A 23,088-nucleotide genomic window follows, 5' to 3' on the forward strand; every position below is an offset into this window, starting at 1 on the left:
AAACTGATGGGAAGATAGTAATAAACTTGGATAAAATTAATATCTCGATTATTAAAAAGTTCTAAAAAAAGAGAGTGGTAATTGTTTGTAAATATTTAGTTCCTAAAGGATATCAGGGAATAACATTGTTTCCCTTTATTATTTTAAGATCAGCAGAATCTAAAGGAGATCGTTATTTACTAAATCATGAACGCATCCATCTAAGGCAACAAATAGAACTGTTGATTGTGTTATTTTATCTTTGGTATGTTTTAGATTTTGTGTGGCGTTATTTTCAAACTAAGGATGTGAAAAAGGCATATCGTAAGAACCTGTTTGAAAGAGAAGCGTATCAATATGAACACAATCTTGACTATTTAAAAACGAGAAGACTTTATTCATTCTTAAGAAATAATACTAATGTTTGAGAGCGAGAATGTATATAATGAACAATTGAAAGTAGAATTGCCTAGAGGGATTACTATTTTTGTCAAGAGAGAAGATTTATTACATGAAGAAGTATCAGGTAATAAGTTTAGAAAATTAAAGTACAATATTTTAAAGGCGCAAGAGTTAGGATATAGTAAGCTTTTGACATTCGGTGGGGCATATTCTAACCATATAGCCGCTACTGCCGCGGCAGGACGTATCTGTGGAGTAGAGACGATAGGTATCATTAGAGGTGAAGAGCTAGAAAATAACTACGCAGGCAATCCAACACTAACGAAGGCAGTAGAGGATGGAATGACGCTTGGTTTTATGACGCGCACAGAGTATAGAAGTAAAGGAGAGGTAGAGATCATCGATAGACTAAAAGCTAGGTATGGAGATTTTTATTTAGTACCAGAAGGAGGAACGAATGCAGAGGCAATAAAGGGAACAGAAGAAATATTAAAAGAAGGTGATGAGGCCTTTGATTATATCTGTACAGCTGTAGGAACAGGGGGGACGATAGCAGGTATTATTAACAGTTCTCATCAGAATCAAACAATATTAGGCTTTCCTGCCCTTAAAGGAAGCTTTTTATATGAGGATATTCGTAAGTTTGTTACTAACAATAATTGGGACCTAGTCTTAGACTATCACTTCGGAGGATATGCAAAGTATAATGAGGAGTTGTTATCATTTTTAAGAGAGCTCTATAAACAAACAGGCGTTTTGTTTGATCCTATTTATAATGGTAAGATGATATACGGGGTGTTAGAAGAGATTAAGAAAGGAAGATTTAAGGATAATAGTAAAATACTTGTAATACACACTGGTGGCTTGCAAGGTTGGAATGAAAAGATAAATATTTAGCAATAGTAATGTATGTATAGAAGAATCATTTTTTTTATTTGTATGGTTTTTCTTGTTGGGTGTGCTAGCAAGAAAACTCCAATGCCTAAGAGTAAGGCTCTAACTACGAAGAGATATCCTGCTCCTACTGGAAAAAAAGTAAAAGAAAAAGAACTCGTGTCTAAGTCTGAGTATAGAGATAAACTTCAGAAAAATGAAGTGGATAGAAAAAAAGAAGAGAAGAAGAGAAGCTCTAGTGAGGTCTTAGAAGCTACCTCTAGACTAAGTGTGACGACTGATATGATACGCGACTATATACTTACATATAAAGATGTTGCAAAAGATAATATGACGACATACGGGATCCCTGCTAGTATTAAATTAGCTCAAGGGGTGTTAGAGTCTGGCTCAGGACAAGGGACACTGAGTAGAAATGCGAATAACCACTTCGGTATTAAGTGTCATCAAGGATGGGACGGTGAGTCTGTACGCCATACAGATGATGCACCAGACGAATGCTTTAGAAAATATAGCAATCCTAACGAATCTTATACAGACCACTCTCTGTTCTTAACGAATAGAGGGCGTTATAGCAGTCTGTTTTTATTAGAAAAGGATGATTATGAAGGATGGGCAGTAGGACTAAAGAGTGCTGGGTATGCTACTGACCCTAGATATGCTGAGAAGTTGATCAGTCTTATCGAACGATATGAACTGTATAAATACGATGCTGAGGTGCTAAATAAGACTGTGACAGGGCCTAGACCTAGAACAATAGCTACAACGACTGATAAACCTAGTGCAGTAACGGAAACTAAATCTACATCGAAGTCTTCTCAGTCTAGTGCTAAAAGTAAAGGGACGGTACATGTAGTGAAAAAAGGTGATACATTATACTCTATCTCTAAGAGATATAATACCACTGTAGCACAAGTACAGAAAATGAATAAATTAACAGGAACAAACCTTTCAATAGGTCAAACTTTAAAAATAAAATAATATGTTATACCAAAGAAGTAGTAAGCTTTTTGCAGAAGCTGAGAAAGTGATACCAGGAGGAGTTAACTCTCCAGTACGTGCTTTTAAATCTGTCGGAGGAACTCCTATCTTCGTTAAAGAGGCTAAAGGAGCATATTTATACGATGAGGATGGTAATAAACTTATAGATTATATTAACTCTTGGGGACCTATGATCTTAGGACATGCTTATGAGCCAGTAGTTAATGCTGTAGTCGAAAAAGCAAAACTAGGGACTTCTTTTGGGATGCCTACAGAGATAGAGACACAGATAGCTGAGCTAGCTGTATCTATGGTACCTAATATTGATAAAATTCGCTTTGTGAATTCTGGTACAGAAGCCTGTATGAGTGCTATTAGATTAGCTAGAGGGTATACAGATAGAGAGAAGATTATCAAATTTAAAGGTTGTTATCACGGGCACTCAGATTCATTCTTGATCTCTGCAGGAAGTGGAGCTGTTACTTTTGGTTCACCTAACAGTCCTGGTGTAACTGCAGGTACAGCAAAAGATACTTTGTTAGCAGATTATAATAATCTGAGTAATGTAGAGTCTATCCTAGAAGCAAACAAAGGAGAAGTAGCTGCGATCATCATCGAGCCTGTAGCGGGGAATATGGGATGTGTACCTCCTGCAAAAGGATTCTTAGAGGGATTAAGAGCGTTATGTGATAAGCATGGTACGTTATTAATCTTTGATGAGGTGATGACAGGCTTCCGTCTAGCGAAAGGTGGAGCACAAGAATTATTTGGTGTGAATGCCGACATCGTTACTTTTGGTAAAGTGATTGGTGGAGGATTGCCAGTAGGAGCTTTTGCTTCTCGTAACGAGATTATGAATTACCTTGCACCAGTAGGACCTGTATACCAAGCAGGAACACTATCTGGTAATCCATTAGCGATGGCAGCTGGTCTTACGATGTTACAAGAAATTAATAAAGATGCTGATCTATTTAAGCGCCTTGAAGAAAAGACAGCATATTTAGAAAAAGGAATGCGCAAGGTATTAACAGATAATAAAGTAGCTTATACGATTAACCGTGTGGGATCTATGATCTCTGTATTCTTTGACGAAAGAGAAGTAGTTGATTTCGAAACAGCAGGGTATGGTAATAACGATACGTTTAAGAAATTCTTCCATGGATTATTAGCTGAAGGGGTATATATCGCTCCATCATCTTATGAAACTTGGTTTATTACTGACGCATTGACTTATGAAGATTTAGATTACACGATTAATGCAGTAAATAAAATTTTCTCTTAAGCGAATTATTGCAATTTCAAAATACAGATCAATAACCTATTCTTTCCTTAGAATAGGTTATTTTTTTATCTGCTATTTTGGGAGTTATCGCATAGTGGTCGCATAGTGATGGGATAGTGGTCGCATATTTTTGCCTGTTTTTAATGCGATCACTATGCGATAAGTGTCTTATCATTATGTTATGATAGGTGTCTATGAGGACTAAATGAGATATTGTGTAGACTGTAGTGAGATGTTGTTAATAAAAAAGCACACCGAAGTGTGCTTGTAATCTATAGTGTTTAGGCTATTATAAGTCTAGTTTTAATTGATCAGGTAGAAGTTTAAAAGACATTCTATGGTACTTGCAAGGGCCATATTTTGCAATAGCTTCTCTGTGTTCTTTAGTAGGGTATCCTTTGTTTTTCTTCCAATTGTACATTGGGAATTCCTCGTGGATTTTATCCATATAATCATCTCGATACGTCTTTGCTAATATAGAGGCAGCTGCTAAGCTTAGATATTTCATATCTCCTTTGACAATACACTGATGAGGTAAATCTGGGATAGGAGTGAACTTATTTCCATCTATAATGAGAAACTCTGGTTTAGGGTCTAAGTCAAGTACAGAAAGAGTCATAGCCTTAATAGAAGCGTGTAAGATGTTTAGTTCTTCGATTGCGTCTTCGTGAAGATGAGTCACTTTATAAGTTAATGCCTGATCTTCTATGATATCTCGGAGTTTGTATCGTATCTTAGAGGTGATTTTTTTAGAATCGTTTATTTCTTCATTGATAAAGTCTAGTGGGAGTATTACAGCTGCAGCCGTTACAGGACCAGCGATACATCCTCTACCAGCTTCGTCAGTACCAGCTTCTAAGCTAAACTCGGAGAAATTTTTTAATAACATCTAAAGTCTCGTTTTTAATTACCGCAAATGTAAATAATATTAGCTGGATAGTTAGAGAGAATCTTATGATAAATTTTATAGTTCTTAGTTCAATGTTTTGTTAAAAAACGATGAGTTTTTTAGTGATTTTTTTTTGGTGATAAGGCGTATTTAGTGGTATTGGAAGATTTAAGTGTTAAAAAAAATAAGTCAATTTTGTTTTTTTTAGCATTGAGTTAAAAAAACAATTGTTTTGATGTTTAGTTATTGTCATTTTATTTAATTGTATGTATTTTTTAATTGTTAATATTTTAAATATTAATTAATGTATTGTGAATGCAATTGGTTAGTATTGTTAATAATGGGTATTCTAGTTAGGTTATCTAATTACTTTTTTAGATTTGTGAACTAACTAATTCAATTTAATAATGATTTCTAAGTTAAGATGGACTTTAGCTCTTGTAGCAGGGCTAGCTGTGCAAACTTCTTTTGCACAAGAAAAGACTCTATCTGGAGTAGTATCAGAAGGAGGACTTCCATTACCAGGTGTAAGCGTGGTAATCAAGGGGACTAACGAGGGTACTCAAACAGATCTAGATGGAAACTACTCTCTTAAGGTAAAACCTGGAGATGTATTGGTATATTCTTTCATCGGAATGAACGATAAAGAATATAAAGTGTCTACAGCGAATAACTATAATGTTTCTTTAGAATCGGAAGATTCTGTGTTAGAAGAAGTAGTAGTGTTAGCTTATGGGCAGGTTAAAACTAAGAATGAAGTAACAGGTAATGCTGTAGCTATTAAAGGTGATGCTGTTGCAGCCACTCCATTGGCTTCTGCTGACCAAGCTTTACAAGGACGTGTGGCAGGTTTACAAATGTCTGCTTCATCTGGTTCTCCTGGAGCTAAACAAAATATTCGTATTCGTGGACGTAACTCTATGACTGCTACTAATGAGCCGTTATACGTTATCGATGGTGTGCCTATGTATGATGGGGATTTCTCTGGAGGAAATCAAGGATCAGACTCACCTTCTACATCATTATCATTATTAGCAACAATTAACCCAGCAGATATTGAGTCTATGACTGTATTAAAAGATGCTGGTGCGACTGCAGTATATGGTGCTCGTGGTACAAATGGGGTAATCTTGATTACTACTAAAAGAGGTAAATCAGGAGCTACTAAATATAATTTAAGTGCGCGTGTAGGATTCCAAAATAACGCTGTTAGAGGACCTAAATTATTATCATCTAATCAGAAAGAAGAGCTTTATTTAGATGGGTTATATAATACTTTCGGTGCTGCAAATGGGTTCACTCGTGCAGAAGCTGGAGCTTGGGCATTAACACAACCTAAACATGCTAATGCAGGTGGTTACAGTAATTGGATTGCTGCAGGCCGTCCTGATAATGATTGGGGTGAATATGTTAAGAATGCAGATGCACCTTTAACTAGTATCAACTTCTCTGCTACAGGTGGTGGTGAGCGTAACAATTTCTACGCATCTATGTCACATGACAAAATGGAGAGTACTGTTATCGGATCTGATTTTAGACGTATCGGAGCTTCTTTAAGCTTTATGCAAAAATTAAGTGATAAAATCGAATTTAATACTAGTATTAAAGTTACAAATACTAAACAAAATGGTATTTCTGAAGGGGGATCATATTTCTCGAATCCTAACTATATTAAGTTAGTTATGAATCCATGGAACCCATTGTATAACGAAGATGGTAGTTACTATCTACCACCATCAGGATATCACAATGTTGTATATACTACAAAGCATAATCAAAATTTGAATGATGTTACTCGTGTAATTAATTCTAATTCTATTAGTTATGCTATTACTGATAACTTGAAGTTTACTTCTTCTATGGGTATTGATTATACATTAGCAGATTATTCTGAGTATAGAAACCCTATTCATGGTGATGGTAGAACTTATGATGGTACTGCTGCTAAATATGTTAGAAGAAACTTTAGTTATGTAGCTCAAAACGGATTAGACTATAGATTCTATTTAGGAGAGAACCATAAGTTCGATGCTAAAGTATTAGTAGAATATCAAAAATCTAAACGTAGCTTCTTACAAGGAACGGGACAAATCATCTTAGATGGATTCAATTCTTTAGCTGCTGCGGCTGCTAATAGAGATGCTGGATATGATTTCTTAGATGATTCTAACTTAGGATATGTAGGTATCTTAAACTATAACTATCAAAATAGATTCTTAGTAGATGTAACAGGAAGACGTGAAGGTTCTTCTAAATTTACAGATAGAATAGGTTACTTCTATTCAGTTGGTGGTGCATGGAATATGCATATGGAAGAGTGGATGCAAAATCAACAAACTATTTCGACATTACGTCTTAGAGGGTCTTATGGTACGAATGGTAACTCTCAGATTAATCCTAATCAATTTGTACGTCGTGCTGATATCGTATCTTATGATGGAGAGGCAGCGCTTATTCCAACTCAGATTGGAGGACCAATTGGATGGGAGAAACAACAAAAAATGGACTTTGGTTTTACTTTAGGGTTATTTAATGAGCGTATTACATTAGGAGCTGCTTATTTTGACAGTAAAACAAGTGACTTACTATACAATAGATCTCTTTCTAAAATGTCTGGTTTCACTAGCCAAATGATGAATATGGGAGCTATGAATAACCGTGGTATTGAAGTAGAGTTCAATGGGGAAGTTGTTAGATCTGATGATTTTAATGTTTCTGTTGGTTTTAACTTTGGTACAGTTCGTAATAGAATTACTGAGATGCCTGTTGTTGATGGAAAAGAGTTGGAGGTTTATAAATCTTATAATGCTGATGTAGCTGGACATGAAGTAGGTGAGTGGTATATGCCAACATGGGCTGGAGTTGATCCTGCTACAGGACAACCTATGTGGTTTGATAAAGATGGTAATGCTACTTCTGATTATTCTAAAGCAGAACATAGATTCCAAAGAGCGAGTGCTTTACCAAAATATACTGGAGGTGCTAACTTACACGTAGATTATAAAGGATTCTTCTTAGATGGTATGTTTACTTTCGCTGGAGGACATAAAGTATATGAGCAGTATGCATTTAAAACAGCTGGTACTACAAGTGCTTTAGTTTCTTCAAATGCTTCTGTAGAGATGTTAGATAGATGGCAAAAGCCAGGTGATATTACTAACGTGCCAATCGTAGAGTACACTGCTACTGGAGGTAACAAGAATTTCACAAGTCCATCTACTAGATTCTTACACGATGGAGATTATATTAGATTGCGTAATGTTACTTTAGGATATAATTTCAATTCTGAATTTACAAGAGCTTTGAAAGTTGATGGTTTAAGTTTCTCAGTTATTGGAACGAACTTATGGACATGGGTTAAAGACAAAGGATTAAAATATGATCCAGAGGTTGACCCTTCAGGTTACGTTAGTGTAGCTACTCCGCCTGTAAAATCAGTAGTATTCTCTGTAAATGTTAAGTTTTAAAAAGTTATGAAAAAAATTATATTTTCAATATTATCTGTAGTTCTTTTATCTGCTGGAATGACTAGTTGTTCAGATGATAGATTAGACGCTACATTAGAAGGTGCTCGAGATATCGAATCTAAGCCACTAGTATCTGCTACTGACTTAAGAGCGGCAGTATCTGGTGCATATTATAGAATGGTAAATTATAATTACTACGGACGTGATATGGTTATCTTCAGTGAAGTACGTGGAGATAATGCATATGCGGCGGCTGGTTTTTCTAACCGTTTTCAAAATGTATCTAGTTTTACTTTGACTCCTACTCATGCTTTTCCATCAGATACATGGAAGAAGATTTATGAGGTAATTAGTTCTGCTAACTTAGCTATAGGTTCTAATATTACGATAGGTGATAAAACTGATATTAATCAAGGAAAAGCTGAAGCTTTAGCAATAAGAGCATTAGCTCATTTTGATCTATTGCGTTTATTTGGACAACAAAATGTTGACAATGCTGGATTAGCAGGATTAGGAGTACCTTATATTACGCAGTTTGGTGAATTAGATGCTAAAAATTACAAAAGACTTTCTGTTAGAGAAGTTAGAGATCTTATTTATAGAGATTTAGATGAGGCTTTGACTTTAGTAGATAAGAATGCAACTAAGAAAACACGTTTCAATGCACAATCAATTAATGGTGTGAAATCAAGAGTGGCATTGTTTTTTGGAGCATTTGATAGTGCAGATTATAACATTGCAATGGAAAGTGCTGAGAAAGCATTGAGTTTAGGTGGTGCTGTTGTTCAAAGAAGTGCATATGTTGCTTCATTTAGAGCTGAAGAGCCACAAAGTAACTCTATATTAGAATTAGCACAAGATAATATCAATAACCAAGGTATTAATGGATTATCATATATCTATTCTTATTTAGGATATGGAGATGTTGTAGGTATAGAAGAGAACTTAAAAGCTCTTTTTACAGACAAAACAGATATCCGTTCATCAGAAGAGATGCAGGGGATGAATATGGTAAAAGATGAAAAAGGAGCATATAAACTTGTGTCTAAAGAGTACATTCCTTTAACTAAGGAGGAATTAGATGGTACTGTTGAAGTAGATCCGAAAAATCGTTATAAAGAAGAGTACTACCGTAATTTTGGTAAGTATACAGCTGTTAGCTCTAACATCAAGGTTATGCGTTACGAGGAGTTAATTTATAACTACGCCGAGGCTGCAGTTCGTACAAAATCAAATGTTACAAGAGCTTTAGAATTAGTTAATAAGGTGGCTGAAGAAAGATATGAAGGTAACCCTAAGTCTAAATTTACTTCTTTAACGTTAGAAACTGTATTAGCAGAGAGACGTAAAGAATTAGTATTTGAAGGATTCCGTTTCGACGATCAAATGCGTAATAAAGAGAATTTAGGTGCTACGCCTCAATCTAAGGATGGAATTAAATATGGTGATGCTAAGTTAGCATTCCCTATACCTCGTAGTGAGATCAATGATAGTAAAATCGATCAAAACAAAGGTTACTAGTTTTTAAGTAATGTTTAATATAAAGGCTTTCGCAGATGCGAAAGCCTTTTTTGTTGTAAAATAATTTATTATTACTATCTGTGAATAAAAGAGAATATAATTTAGTTAGTATAGGCTGTATATTTGACTATTTGAATGATTTGACAGGTAAGAAGAGTTCTTTTGTGTATGAATATTCAAGCGGTAATGTAGTTAAGGCATCTAGTAGTGATAAAGTTTATACTTATGACTATGATAACCGTGGTAATCTGACTTCAGTATCGGACGATATAGGTGAATTATTTAACTATACTTATGGTACAGGATATAATCCATTTGTACACAGTGAGTATAATTTGACATTTGACTATTTTCCCGGTGGTGATCTAATCCGTTTTGTTCAAAGTTCTAAGAACAATATAGAGACAGCTACTAATAAAAAGACAGGAGAGGTATATACATTTAAAACGACTGCCTCTCATGAATTTGGGTATCCTACTAATATAGAAATTAAAGGAAAAGATACTTCTAAATTGTTTAAGTTTGATTATGTTATTATTAGAGAGCCAGAGAAATAATCCTATGTAGTATCTAAAATAAAAAAACCTATAAGAATTTTCTTATAGGTTTTTTTATGAAAAAAATTAAGATATGATTATTCGTATTTTATAATGAATTTATAAGTTTAAAATATTTATAAGTTTGTGTTTTTTGTTAATTAGATGTGATTTGTTTTTATTTTTCACATTTTAATTATAAATTTTTTTTCACTACAAATGTGTTTTGTTTTTATTTCTTAATATTATTATAAAATAATTCAAATATTTTGTTAGATTTGTTTCACTAACTAATCAATGTTATTAATGAAGAAATCTAGACTTAATTGGTTTTATGCTAGTTTGCTATTACTTTCAGTAAGCGCAGGTTATGCACAAGACAAGAAGCTTACGGGAGTTGTAAGCGAGGGAGGAACTCCTCTTCCAGGGGTTTCTGTTACAATCCAAGGTACTAACCATGGAACACAAACAGATTTGGATGGTAATTATTCTTTGAATGTAAAACCAGGAGATGTATTAGTCTTTAGTTTTATTGGTATGAAGGATATTACTTATAAAGTTGGAGATGCAAGTATTTATAGTCCATCTTTATCATCTGAAGATAATCAATTGAAAGAAGTAGTTGTTCTTGCTTATGGTCAGAATAGAAGTAAAAATGAAATTACAGGGAATGTTGTTGCTGTACAAGGTGATGTTGTAGCAAAGACTCCTACTGTTTCTGTTGATCAAGCTCTGCAGGGTAGGGTTGCTGGGTTGCAAATGTCAACGACATCTGGTTCGCCTGGAGCTGTACAAAATATCCGTATACGAGGAAGAAATTCAATGTCAGCTAATAATGAGCCTTTGTTTGTTGTAGATGGAATACCATTAACAAGTGGTAATATATCAGGTAATACAGATGGAACAACCTTATCATCAATTTCAGGTATAAGTAGTGAAGATGTTGAATCTATGACTGTGTTGAAAGATGCCGCTGCTACTGCTGCATATGGAGCTAGAGGTGGTAATGGAGTAATTGTAATTACAACTAAAAAAGGTAAAAGAGGTGCTCCTAGTTATAATTTAAAAGCGTCTATAGGATTTCAAAATTTTGCTAGAAAAGGGCCTAAGTTTCTTGATGCTGATCAAAAGAAAGAATTATGGTTAGAAGCTAATTATAATACTTATGGAAAGGATGAAGGGTTTACTATGGATAATGCTTGGGAATGGTATCAAGATGCTTATAATCCAAATGATCCTTTAATAATTTGGGGTCGTAGTGGTTCAACTAGTAATAATTGGAGAGATGCTGTTCAAAATAAAGATGCATTAACTTCTACATTAGCGTTTAGTGTTAATGGAGGAGATGATAAAGGGACTTATTATGCGAGTATTGGTCACGAAAAATTTGACGGAGTTGTTATTGGAACTGATTTTAGAAAAGTTTCTGGTGCATTTAATATGACTCGAAATTTAAACGATAGATTGGATATAAAAATTGGTGCAAATGTCTCTAATATTCTTCAAAATGGAATACCTGAAGGAGGAGCTTTTTTCTCTAATCCTAATTTATCAGGAATGTTTATGAATCCTTGGATACCAATTTATAATGAAGATGGTAGCCACAACTTTAATATACCGACAGGTCTGCACAATTCATTGTATACAATGAGCAATAATAAATATCAAAATGATGTTATTCGTGTAATGTCAAATAATAGTTTGGGATATAAAATATTAGATGATTTGAAATTTGAATCTACTATAGCACTGGATTATATTTTAGCGAATTACTCTACATACTATAACCCAACTCATGGTGATGGTGCTGCTTATAAGGGGTCTGCTAGCGAGGATGATAATAAAAGATTTAATTATGTTTGGCAAAATAGCTTAAACTATAAGTTTTATGTAGGTGAAGCTCACCGTTTTGATGTGAGAGGTGTTATGGAGTTTCAAAAAAATAAAACTAACGTATTGTCGGGACGTGGAGAAGTTCTCCCTCCAGGTATGATCAGTTTAGGTACTGCTGCTGCCAATTATACAACAAATGCATCTTATACTGATTGGACAAATTTAAGTTATTTAGGGCTGTTGAATTATAGTTACGATGATCGTTATTTACTAGATTTAACTTTGAGAAGAGAAGGTTCTTCTCGTTTTTCCGAAGATAAAAGATGGGGTACTTTCTATGCGATTGGAGGAGCGTGGAACATTAATTCAGAGTCATTTATGAATGATGTTGAATTTTTGAATTTATTACGTTTAAGGGGATCTTATGGTACAACTGGTAATTCTGAAATAAGCCTTAATACTTTTACACAATTATTGGGAGCAGGTACCTATAATGAAGAGTCAGCTATGATTTCGACTCAATTTGGAGGTTTATTAGGATGGGAAAAACAACAAAAATTAGATTTCGGAGTAGAGTTTGGATTGTTTGATAATCGCTTAACTGGGTCTTTCACATATTTTCAAAGCAAAAGTAAAGATTTGTTGTATGCAAGACCATTATCGTTGACATCAGGATTTAGCTCTCAATGGGTTAATTTAGGTGATTTGAAAAATAGTGGAATTGAGGTTGAATTGAACTATGATATAATTCGCTCAGAAGATTTTAATTGGTCTATAGGTGGAAATCTAGGTACAGTAAAAAATGAAATGGTTAGTATGCCTATAGTTGATGGAAAACCATTAGAAGTATTTAGCAGCTTTAAAGGAACAGTTGAGGGAAAAGCCTTAGAGACATGGCGTTTGAAAGAATATGCTGGGGTTGATGCTCAAACAGGATTAGCTCAATGGTATATGGCAGACGGAACAAAAACAACTAATCATAATGCTGCGGAGTTTAGATTTCAGAATACTAGTGCTTTACCAAAAGTAACTGGAGCTATCAATACACATATTGATTTTAAAGGTTTTTATGTTGATGCTTTATTTAGTTTTGCTGCAGGATATAGTGTATATGATTATTGGTCTGCTTATACAAATGCTCCAAATGATACATCTTTATATTATTATAATGGAACTACAGAATTAATGGATAGATGGCAAAAGCCTGGGGATATTACTGATGTGCCTATGTTAACAACAGAAGGGGGAGCTAGTTATACAGATCCAAGTACTAGATGGTTGTATGATGGAGATCATATAAGATTAAAACAATTAACAGTTGGTTATAATTTTAATAAGAAAATTGTTAATAGAATGGGATTGGATGGTTTAAATCTTTCTGTTTCTGCTAGAAATCCTTTGACTTGGGTAAAAGATAGTAGATTAAAGTGGGATCCGGAAGTTGATGCAACAGGATATATTGAAATGGCAACGCCACCATTAAAATCTGTTGTTTTTACGTTGAACGTTAAATTTTAAGTTAGATGAAGAATATAATAAAAACTTTTCTGTTAGCAGGAATGATAGGAATGACAGGTGTGTCAGTAACATCATGTTCATTGGATCCTGAACAGTCAAATTATAAAGATAATGAAAAAGAACCAATTAGAAATGTTAATGACTTGTTGGCAGGGCTAAACGGTTCTTATGCACGTATGACTAGTGCTTTGTACTACGGTAGGGATATTATTATTTTCTCTGAAGCAAGATCTCCGTACATGTATTCGGATAATCGAAGTGGTAGGTTTGGAAATATTTCTGGCTTTACAATTACACCTAGCCATGCATATGCAAAGGAAACTTGGGAACAAATATACAAGGTTATTTCAAATACTAACCGTGTAATCGAGGCGGATGTTACAGATGATGCTTATGTTCAATATTATAAAGGACAAGCATATGTAATTAGAGCTTTAGCTCATTATGATTTATTAAGATTGTATGGTGAGCAGTATGTTGGAAATTCAGGAATGATGGCTTTAGGTATCCCTTATAAATTATCATTTAAGGATATTGATGAGAAAATTACACGTAAAACAGTAAAAGAGAATTTTGATTCTATATTCGCAGATTTGAATCTTGGAATAGAGATGATGAAAAAGTCAGAATCAGAGGTTAAGAACCAAGCCACTCAGCGTGCTCGTATAACATTAGCTAGTGCTTATGGTATTAAATCTAGAATTGCTTTATTTTTTGCTGGTTTTGATAGTAGTAAATACGATTTGGTTTTAGAAAGTGCAGAGTTAGCTATAGCAAAAGCAAAAGAGAGAAATATCACTGTCATGAGTAGAAGTGGATTCTTAGATGCTTATAAAGGAGATGGAATAATGTCTAATTCATTATTTGAGTTAACACAATTTGGAACAGATAATCAATATACTAACAGTCTCTATAATATTTACTTTAAGTCTCCTACGGAAGGTTATGGTGATTTAGTTTGGAATGGAGGTGATAAATTGTCTTTCTTTCCTGAAAATGAAGAAGGTAAGGTAGTAGCTGATGTTCGTAGTGATATTGTTGGAAGAGATGCTATGCCAACTAAAACTCTTCGTAATTTAGGTAAATACACTACGAGAACTTCTAATATACGTATGATGCGTATTGAAGAGGTAATGTTGAACTATATTGAGGCTACTATTAAAGGTGCTTCAAAAGGAAAAACAAATGTAGCATTAGATTATCTTAATGAAATAGTTGTACAGAGAGTTACTTTACAAGACGGGAATAGTTCACCTATACCTAAAAAGTATAACTCTTTAGATTTTGAAGCTTATAAAATGGAAAGACAACGTGAGTTGATGTTTGAAGGTTTTGGTTACGAAGATGTTATGCGTTGGAAAGGTGAAGTGGTGAACCCTAGAATTAAAGCTAATTTAAATATTACTAAAGATAAAGTGGAGTTTGGAGATGCGTTAACTGCATTTCCTATACCTCAAGCAGAGATTAACGTAAGTAAGATAGAACAAAATCAAGCTTACAAATAAGTAAAAATAAATATTTAGTATATTAATGTACTAGTATAGTATTAAAAGCTACCCAAATATTGGGTAGCTTTTTTTATGTATGGTTATTTGAATTCTATCACAAATACTTTATAGTTCTTTGTTTATGTTAATTTAATGTTAACAACTGTGTTTAGATTTGTCATACTAACTAATCAATGTTTTTATGAAGAAATTTAGACTTAATTGGTTTTATGCTAGTTTACTATTACTTTCAGTAAGTTTAGGGCACGCACAAAACAAGACACTTACAGGGAAAGTGAGTGATGGAGGAACGCCTCTTCCTGGTGTTTCGGTTACTATAAAAGGAACAAGTCAGGGGGCTCAAACAGATTTAAATGGTAATTATTCTTTAAATGTTAAGGCAGGAGATGTACTTGTGTTCAGTTTTATCGGTATGAAGGATGTTACTTATAAGGTAGGGGGAGCATCTACTTATGATGTAGAATTATTGTCAGATGAACATATTTTAGATGAAGTTATTGTTGTAGGATATGGGACTTCAACTAAAGAATCTTTTTCTGGTTCAGCATCGCAAATTAGTGCAAAGAGTATAGAAAGTAAAAGTGTTTCTAATGCGCTTGTAGCACTGTCAGGTGAAGCAGCTGGTGTTCGAATTATAAATGCTACTGGACAACCAGGTTCGGAACCTACTATTCGTATTCGTGGATTTGGCTCGATTAATGGTAATAGAAGTCCTTTAATTATACTAGATGGAGTGCCTTATAACTCAAATTTCTCCTCTATAAACCCTGCTGACATTGGTTCTTTGACTGTTTTGAAAGATGCGACAGCAACAGCTATTTATGGATCTCGTGGTGCAAATGGAGTTATTATTGTCAATACAAAGAATGGAAAAGGTGTAAAGTCTTATATAGAAGTAGAAGCTAAGACGGGAGTTAACTGGCGAGCTTTACCAGAATATGATATTATTACTTCTCCAGAGCTTTATATGGAGTATTCATTTGAAGCGTTGAAAAATTTCGGAAAAATTAGAGGAAAGTTTACAGATGAGCAAGCGCTTCTTTGGGCAGGTAAGAATCTTTTTAATCCACAATATGGTATTTCTTCTCATTACAATATGTGGAATGTAAAAGACGGTACTGAATTAATAGACCCTAGTACTGGTCAAGTTTATGAAGGAGTAAGTAGAAAGTACAATCCTGAGAATTGGAAAGATTATGCTTTTAGAAGTGGAAAACGTACAGAGGTGAACCTCAATATGGGAGGATCTAGCGATAAGTCTTCTTATTATTCTTCTATAGGTTACTTAAGTGATGAGGGATATTCTATTAAATCTGATTTCGAACGTCTAACAGCAAGACTTAATCTACAGCATAAACCTAAAGATTGGTTGGATGCGAAAATGAATATTGGTTATTCACATTCAGAAAGTAATAATAGTGGACAGAGTAGTGATTCGGGCAGTCTGTTTTGGTTTACTCAGAATATCCCATCTATTTATCCTCTTTATTTAAGAGATGCAGATGGAGGTTTTTTAAAAGACGTATATGGAGGTTATGAGTATGATTACGGTAGAGGTAGAGGATTTGGTTCTCAAACTAACGCTATAGCTGACGCTACTTATGGAAAAAATAAGGGAGTGAGAGATGAAATAAATGCTAATGCTTCATTTAATGTTAAGTTATATGATGGATTAACGTTTGAAACTACTGTAGGAGGACAGTATTATAATAATACCAGAGATATTTTGGGTAGTATGTTTTATGGACCATCAGTGCCAAGCAAAGGGTCTATCTACAAAAGTAAAAGTGAAGTGTTTACTTATAATTGGCTTAAGTTATTTCGCTATAAAAAAGCTTTTGGAGGGCATGGTATTGAAGCGCTCGTTGCGCACGAAAATAGTTCTTATGAATATCGTTTGAACTCAATGGGTAAGAAAGATTTAGGAAACCCACATGGAACAGAGATGAATAATGGTAGTGTAACATTACCAACTAGCGGTTATAAAGATGTTTATACCATAGAAAGTTTTTTTGGACAATTAAATTATGATTTTGCTAATAAATATTTCTTAACAGGGTCTGTTAGAAGAGATGGTTCATCAAGGTTTAAAAATGAAAAATGGGGAACATTTAGTTCATTGGGAGCCTCTTGGGTTATGTCGCGTGAAAATTTCATGAATGATCAAAAGCTATTTAGTAATTTAAAATGGAAGATTAGTTATGGTGTAATGGGAGATCAGAGTGTAGGGACATATTATGCAGGTGAAAACTATTGGGATATTGGAACTTATGGTGGGGATCTTGCTATATATGAAGGAAGGATTGGTAATGCTGAGTTGACGTGGGAAAAAGCTAAGATGTTCCAAGTCGGTACAGAATTTAGTTTAAAACAGTTTTTAGATGTTAGTATAGACTATTATATTAAGAATACAGACGATTTAATTTTTAATAGGGGAATAGGACCTTCTGTTGGGTTTCAATCCATAACTGTTAATGATGGGAGACTTAGAAATCAGGGACTTGAGTTTAATCTTGTAGGGCATATCTTAAAATCAAAAGATGCTTATATAGATTTGTCTATTAATGGAGAGTACCTTAGAAATAAGTTGAAAAGAATGCCTAATGACCCTTCTACTGGTGAAGAGAAGACAATTGATGTATCTGGAGTTTATGGTAGGTCTTCAGGACATTCTCTAGCAGATTTTTATATAAGGGAATGGGCTGGGGTTAATTCGGAAACTGGTCAAGCTCAATGGTATACTTATACTTACATAGGGGAAGATGGCCAGAAGCGACATGTGGAGTCATTAGTAGATTTTTTAGCAAAAAATCCTGAGATGGGAGGAAAATTGACAAAAGAAACAACAACAAGTTATGCAGAAGGTACTCTGAATTATGTAGGCAAATCTGCTATTCCAAAGTTAAGAGGAGGTATTAATTTAAATGCTGGTTACAAAGGTTGGGAATTAGGTATTCAAATGCTTTATAGCCTTGGAGGATATGCTTACGATAGCGCTTATGCAGGACTTATGGGGAATAGTAAAATAGGTAGTAATAACTGGCATAAAGATATTGGAAACCGTTGGCAAAAACCTGGAGATTTAACTGATGTGCCTAGGTTGTCAAGTAATGCTGATACTAATGTTAATGGAGTGTCAACTAGATTTTTGACTAAAAGTGATTTTTTGAGTATTAATAATGTGCGCTTAGGTTATCGATTGCCGTCAGCTTATGTAAAACAACTAGGTTTAGCAGAGTTAAGTTTTTATGTATCTGGCGATAATTTGTTATTGTTTACAAAACGAAAAGGATTTAACCCAACAGGATCGGAGTTTGGACAATCATCAACCTACCAGTATTCCCCTCTATCTACTATTACTGGTGGCGTAAAAGTGAAGTTTTAATTTAATAAATATTGACATGAAAAAAGGATTTATTATAATAATAGGATTGATATTCTGTGGTTGTTCAAATGATTTTTTAGAAACACAGCCAACTAGTTCTCTGTCTAAGTCGGATATTGATGAAATTTCTAAGATTACGCCCCATCTAGGAGAGGCTACATTGAATGGTTTATATGCATATAACTTGAAAGCGGGATCTGGCGGTAGTGTAGGACATGATGATTTTGGACAAAAGGGATTCGATATTTATACAGATATGTTATCTGGTGATATGAATTTAAATGAATTAAAGTATGGCTGGTATAGAAGTATTAGTAACCATGACGGTACTATGAATTTTACATCAATAGAAAATTATAAAGGATGGCGTTTCTTTTATTATATGATTAGAGGAGCTAATAGTATAATATCTGGTTTTGAAGGAAAAGAACTAAACGGTTCACAAATGAAGGTATTGGCTGAGGCTAAGGCTTTGCGCGCATATATGTATTATAATTTAATGATGATGTATACTCAAGGTTATGATGCAGATGAGAAAATCTTACCTATTTATACCTCTCCTATTGCTAAGAATGCTCCTGCAAAGAAAACTAAAGAAGTTTTTGAATTAATGATTACAGATTTAACTGAGGCAATAGGGCTTTATGAGAAGTCGGGTAATATAGGTAAAGGAGCTAATGTTAACTATTTTGTAACAAAAGGGTTCTTGTCTTATGTTTATGCAGCTAAAGGTACTCAAGATGCATTAGCAGAAGCAGCGAAATTGACAGAGGATATTATCACTCAAGGTGGGTATCCAGTAGCGACAAAAGATGTTCTATTAGGTGGTTTTAATAAAGCTGCAAAGAATCCTAATTGGATGTGGTATGCTCAGATTACTTTAGAAAATAAGCTAAATTTAGCATCTTGGTATGGACAAGTAGATGTTTTCACGTATGGTTATCCTTCTTCAGGAGATACTAAAGGGTTAACCCCAGAGTTTTATGCAAAAATACCATCAAATGATATTAGAAAAGAACAGTTTGTAGTTGGTGTTGTAGTTGATGATCGTGGAGATAGATATGATTTTGGTAGTTATGCTATTATACCAGTAAATAAGTTTTATGCTGCAGGACCAAAAGTTGTTGATGGAGCACGTCAAGTGGAATCAGATTATGTGTTTATGAGAATTGAAGAAATGTATTTATTAAATGCGGAAGTAAATGCACGCATTGGCAATGAAGGGCAAGCTAAGAATATGTTAAAGCAATTACTAAGTCTTCGAATACCAGACAGTTCATATATTGATGCTCTTAATGGTAGAGTGTTGCTTGATGAGATAATTTTTCAAACTAGATTAGAGCTTTGGGGAGAAGGTAAGGCGTATGCTGCTATAAAGAGAAATAAAAGAGTGTTTACTTATGGATCTAACCATTTAAATTTTCCTAACAGTATCTATGAATACAACGATCCACGTTTAACTTTTAAGGTTCCCCAGATGGAATTATTAAATAATACTGTTTATTACGACTAATAAACAATAGAAATGTATAAGAGATGAGTAACAGAAAACTGTTACTCATTTTTTATTAACAAAATGTAAGGGTATTTAATGAGTTTCGTTCTTATTTTTGATTTTTATTTATTATTTGGAGTGTTTTTTTGATAAAAAATATAAGTTTGAATGATTTAATAATATAGGGTGTAATTTTTTTATTTAAAAATAATTAAAGAAAACTTAACATGTTTAAAATCTTTTGTTAGATTTGTGATACTAACTAATCAATAATTAAAATGAAATCAAAGTTTAAATGGATCTTAGTAGGGTCTCTTGCTTTTTTGGTGCAAGTAGGTTTTGCTCAGGAAAAGACTTTTAATGGGATTGTAAGCGAAGGTGGGCTTCCTCTTCCAGGTGTTTCCGTTACGATTTCTGGTACTTCAGAAGGTACTCAGACTGACCTTGACGGAAAGTATTCATTAAAAGTTAAAAAGGGAGATGTCATTATTTTCTCTTTTGTAGGAATGAAAGACATTAAACACACTGTAGGTGGTGAAGCTGTTTACAATGTGACTATGGCGAGCGATGAAGAAATGCTTGACGAAGTGGTAGTAACAGCTTTAGGTATTAAGCGTGACAAGAAAAAGTTAGGTTATTCTTCACAAGAAGTTAAGGGAGATAATTTATCTGGATCAGGTCAGACAAATGCTGTTAATGCACTTTCAGGAAATGTTGCTGGTCTTCAAGTAACATCACCTTCTTCTATGGGTGGTTCTGCGCGTATCGTATTGCGTGGAGTGAAGTCTGTTACGGGGAATAATCAACCGTTAATTGTTGTGGATGGAGTGCCATTGGATAATAGTAACTTTGCTGATAGCAATATGCAACGTGGAGCTGGAGGTCGTGATTACGGAGATACTTCTGCTGACATTAATCCAGATGATATTGAATCTGTAACAGTATTAAAAGGAGGGCCTGCTTCTGCACTTTATGGTAATAGAGGAGGTAATGGTGTAATTATCTATACTACTAAGTCTGCTAAAAATGGACGTACTGATATCGAGTTTAATACTGGATTGAGTTTTGAGAGCATTAATATTATGCCGAAACTTCAGACCTTGTATGGAGGGGGGTCTGCTAGTAAATTACCTACTGCTGTTATAGGTGGTAAAACGTATAACATTGCGGAGTATAAAGTAGATGAAAGTTGGGGACCTAAATTTGATGGTACACCATATTTACCATGGTATGCGTTCGATCCTGAGTTTGCTGATGATTATATGAAAGAAGTGCCTTGGCAAAAAGCCAAAAATGACGTTAAATCATTCTTCGATACTGGAATTACACATAGTCAATCTGTTTCTGTTGGAAAATCGTTTAAAGAGAGTAATGTAAGGATGTCTTTTAGTAACAATGTTACAGAAGGAGTAGTTCCAAACTCTAAATTGCAACGTAACAATTTTTCGGTTAATGCTTCTACGCAGTTGACAGATAAATTAAAGGCAGAGACTAACTTTAATTACGTTTATACAAAAGGATTTAATCGCCCTGAGGTAGGATATGGTGATAATTCTGTTGCACAAAAGTTCTTCCAATGGGGACAACGTCAAGTTGATTTTAAGAAATTAAAAGATTATAAACTTGCTAATGGAGATCAACGTTCTTGGAATAGAAATGCTTGGGATGATGGTACTCCTGCTTATTCTGATAATCCTTATTGGGTTGTTAATGAAAATACATCTCAAGATGTTCGTAATAGAATGTATGGGAATGTGAAGTTAACATATAATATTACAGATAAAATTTATGCTGTAGGTACTGTATATGGTGATCGTTATAGTTTTACAGTGGAGGAGCGTGTTGCTAAAGGATCCCAAGCTACGTCTAAGTATAGTATTATGAAACGTGATGTGTCAGAGTACAATTACGAAGGGCGTGTGCATTATGATGATCACTTTGGAGATTTTGGACTTAACGCTTTTGTAGGTGTTAATAGAAGTGAAAAGCGCAGAGACTATGTTTATGGTACTACTGTTGGTGGGTTAGACTTACCTAATCTTTATAACTTAAGTAATAGTGTTTCTGATGCGAAAGCAAGTAATGAGAAATTTCATTCAAGAACGAATAGTATTTTTGGGTCTGTTAGTTTGAATTATAAGGAATTTTTATTCTTAGAGGGAACTATGCGTACGGATTGGTTTTCAACTGTTAAAAAATCAGTTACGTATCCTTCTGTAACAGGAACATTTATTTTCTCACAATTATTGCCAGAAGTTGACTGGTTATCATTTGGTAAAGTTCGTTTAGGATGGGCGCAAGTTGGAAATGATACAGAGGCTTATAGAACAGCAGATTATTATAATTTAGATGGACCATTTAACGGAAGTCCTACTTATTCATTAAGTGCAACTGCAAATAATCCTGATTTAAAACCAGAGATGATGACTACTAAAGAAATTGGATTAGAAGCTGGTTTCTTAAATAATAGAGTAGGGTTTGAGGTTTCATATTATCAAATTGACACAAAGGATTTGATTACTCGTGTTCAGTATGATGCAGCTAGTGGATTTGCTTATCAATGGCAGAATGCTGGAGATATGAAAAACAAAGGTATTGAAGCTACAGTGAATTTAGCGCCTGTACGTACTGATGACTTCTCATGGGATATTACTTGGAACTTCTCTAAGAATAAAAATGAGTTGACTCGTTTAGCGGATGGTGTTAAATCTGTAGAAATCACACGTGCTCCATTCCAAGTTTCATTACAAGGACAAGTGGGAGAAACTTATGGTCAAATTTATGGAACTGATTTTGTCTATGATGATCATGGAAATAAAGTTGTAGGTGCAGATGGTCTGTATCAAAAAACAGGTATTCAGGCATTAGGTTCTTATTTACCAGACTATAATATGGGACTTAGAAATAGTTTTAAGTATAAAAACTTTAGCTTAGGCGTGTTAATCGATATGCAAAAAGGAGGTAAATACTTCTCTACTTCACATATGTTTGGTATGTATACTGGTATGTTAGACAAGTCTGCAGAAAATGGTGTACGTGAAAATGGAATTATTCTTGATGGAGTTAAAGAAGATGGGACTAAAAATGATAAAGTAGTTTCTGGGCAGAAGTGGGCACAAAGCCACTATGGCGGTGTTGATGCACAAAACGTTTTTAACTCTGATTATATAAAATTACGCGAGATTTCTTTAGGATATGATTTGCCTACTAAATGGATAGGACCTTTCAAAGGGATTACTATCTCAGCTTATGGGCGTAACTTGTTTACATGGAACTTAGACTGGAAAGGAATGGATCCAGAAATGGCTTCTTACGGAAGTGGAAATATTCAAGCTATTGAAGGGGCTTCATTGCCTTCTACAAGAACTTATGGTATGAATGTTAAATTTAAATTCTAG

13 protein-coding genes are annotated in these 23,088 nt (G+C 34.3%); 12 read left to right on the forward strand and 1 reads right to left on the reverse strand.

Annotated features, from left to right (window positions below):
* The first annotated feature begins 74 nt into the window (after positions 1–74).
* The 4 genes from HX049_RS04330 to hemL all read left to right on the forward strand — a co-directional run bounded on the left by HX049_RS04330 (position 75) and on the right by hemL (position 3,538).
* Positions 75–407, forward strand: coding sequence for a hypothetical protein (locus tag HX049_RS04330; RefSeq protein WP_006259630.1), 333 nt, complete (start codon positions 75–77; stop codon positions 405–407).
* The gene (locus tag HX049_RS04335) at positions 400–1,278 is read left to right on the forward strand and encodes a 1-aminocyclopropane-1-carboxylate deaminase/D-cysteine desulfhydrase (RefSeq protein WP_286414302.1); all 879 of its coding nucleotides are present in this window, start codon (positions 400–402) and stop codon (positions 1,276–1,278) included. Before HX049_RS04330 ends, HX049_RS04335 begins: the two co-directional genes overlap by 8 nt.
* Before the next feature lie 81 nt (positions 1,279–1,359).
* Positions 1,360–2,256: a glucosaminidase domain-containing protein gene (locus HX049_RS04340; RefSeq protein ID WP_131540255.1), complete on the forward strand. Its 897-nt coding sequence runs from the start codon at positions 1,360–1,362 to the stop codon at positions 2,254–2,256.
* 1 nt (position 2,257) lies between these two features.
* The gene (hemL, locus tag HX049_RS04345; RefSeq protein WP_286414303.1) at positions 2,258–3,538 is read left to right on the forward strand and encodes a glutamate-1-semialdehyde 2,1-aminomutase; all 1,281 of its coding nucleotides are present in this window, start codon (positions 2,258–2,260) and stop codon (positions 3,536–3,538) included.
* A 289-nt stretch (positions 3,539–3,827) separates the two neighbouring features.
* On the opposite strand, the gene HX049_RS04350 is transcribed toward hemL, so the two are convergent.
* Positions 3,828–4,427 carry a ribonuclease HII gene (locus HX049_RS04350; protein WP_006259626.1) on the reverse strand — a complete coding sequence of 200 codons (600 nt, stop codon included), beginning with the start codon at positions 4,425–4,427 and terminating at the stop codon, positions 3,828–3,830.
* Positions 4,428–4,834: 407 nt separating this feature from the next.
* Here HX049_RS04350 and HX049_RS04355 point away from each other — a divergent pair, with 407 nt between their 5' ends.
* The 8 genes from HX049_RS04355 (at position 4,835) to HX049_RS04390 (ending at position 23,088) form a co-directional block, all read left to right on the forward strand.
* Entirely contained in the window at positions 4,835–7,894 is a 3,060-nt protein-coding gene (locus HX049_RS04355; RefSeq protein WP_286414305.1) for a SusC/RagA family TonB-linked outer membrane protein, read from the forward strand.
* Between the two features lie 6 nt (positions 7,895–7,900).
* Positions 7,901–9,415: a RagB/SusD family nutrient uptake outer membrane protein gene (locus HX049_RS04360; protein WP_286414307.1), complete on the forward strand. Its 1,515-nt coding sequence runs from the start codon at positions 7,901–7,903 to the stop codon at positions 9,413–9,415.
* 80 nt (positions 9,416–9,495) lie between these two features.
* Positions 9,496–9,972 (forward strand): sugar-binding protein, encoded by a 477-nt coding sequence (locus HX049_RS04365; protein WP_286414309.1) that lies wholly within the window; start codon positions 9,496–9,498, stop codon positions 9,970–9,972.
* 285 nt (positions 9,973–10,257) lie between these two features.
* Entirely contained in the window at positions 10,258–13,302 is a 3,045-nt protein-coding gene (locus HX049_RS04370; RefSeq protein ID WP_286414311.1) for a SusC/RagA family TonB-linked outer membrane protein, read from the forward strand.
* A gap of 5 nt (positions 13,303–13,307) precedes the next feature.
* Positions 13,308–14,807 carry a RagB/SusD family nutrient uptake outer membrane protein gene (locus HX049_RS04375; protein ID WP_286414313.1) on the forward strand — a complete coding sequence of 500 codons (1,500 nt, stop codon included), beginning with the start codon at positions 13,308–13,310 and terminating at the stop codon, positions 14,805–14,807.
* Positions 14,808–14,991: 184 nt separating this feature from the next.
* Positions 14,992–18,195, forward strand: a complete 3,204-nt coding sequence (locus tag HX049_RS04380) for a SusC/RagA family TonB-linked outer membrane protein (protein ID WP_286414315.1) — start codon at positions 14,992–14,994, stop codon at positions 18,193–18,195.
* A gap of 16 nt (positions 18,196–18,211) precedes the next feature.
* On the forward strand, positions 18,212–19,708 hold the full coding sequence (locus HX049_RS04385; RefSeq protein WP_286414317.1) for a RagB/SusD family nutrient uptake outer membrane protein: 1,497 nt from the start codon (positions 18,212–18,214) through the stop codon (positions 19,706–19,708).
* Positions 19,709–19,968: 260 nt separating this feature from the next.
* A complete protein-coding gene (locus HX049_RS04390) occupies positions 19,969–23,088 on the forward strand; it encodes a SusC/RagA family TonB-linked outer membrane protein (RefSeq protein WP_131540248.1) in 3,120 nt (1,039 codons plus the stop codon).

The organism is Myroides odoratimimus (genome assembly GCF_030326305.1).
Classification (GTDB): Bacteria; Bacteroidota; Bacteroidia; order Flavobacteriales; family Flavobacteriaceae; genus Flavobacterium; species Flavobacterium odoratimimum_A.

Coding starts and splice junctions, on each gene's coding strand:
- HX049_RS04360 (WP_286414307.1), top strand. CDS start 7,901: ATGAAAAAAATTATATTTTCAATATTATCTGTAGTTCTTTTATCTGCT.
- HX049_RS04340 (WP_131540255.1), top strand. CDS start 1,360: ATGCCTAAGAGTAAGGCTCTAACTACGAAGAGATATCCTGCTCCTACT.
- HX049_RS04335 (WP_286414302.1), top strand. CDS start 400: ATGTTTGAGAGCGAGAATGTATATAATGAACAATTGAAAGTAGAATTG.
- hemL (WP_286414303.1), top strand. CDS start 2,258: ATGTTATACCAAAGAAGTAGTAAGCTTTTTGCAGAAGCTGAGAAAGTG.
- HX049_RS04355 (WP_286414305.1), top strand. CDS start 4,835: ATGATTTCTAAGTTAAGATGGACTTTAGCTCTTGTAGCAGGGCTAGCT.
- HX049_RS04375 (WP_286414313.1), top strand. CDS start 13,308: ATGAAGAATATAATAAAAACTTTTCTGTTAGCAGGAATGATAGGAATG.
- HX049_RS04370 (WP_286414311.1), top strand. CDS start 10,258: ATGAAGAAATCTAGACTTAATTGGTTTTATGCTAGTTTGCTATTACTT.
- HX049_RS04380 (WP_286414315.1), top strand. CDS start 14,992: ATGAAGAAATTTAGACTTAATTGGTTTTATGCTAGTTTACTATTACTT.
- HX049_RS04350 (WP_006259626.1), bottom strand. CDS start 4,427: ATGTTATTAAAAAATTTCTCCGAGTTTAGCTTAGAAGCTGGTACTGAC.
- HX049_RS04390 (WP_131540248.1), top strand. CDS start 19,969: ATGAAATCAAAGTTTAAATGGATCTTAGTAGGGTCTCTTGCTTTTTTG.
- HX049_RS04385 (WP_286414317.1), top strand. CDS start 18,212: ATGAAAAAAGGATTTATTATAATAATAGGATTGATATTCTGTGGTTGT.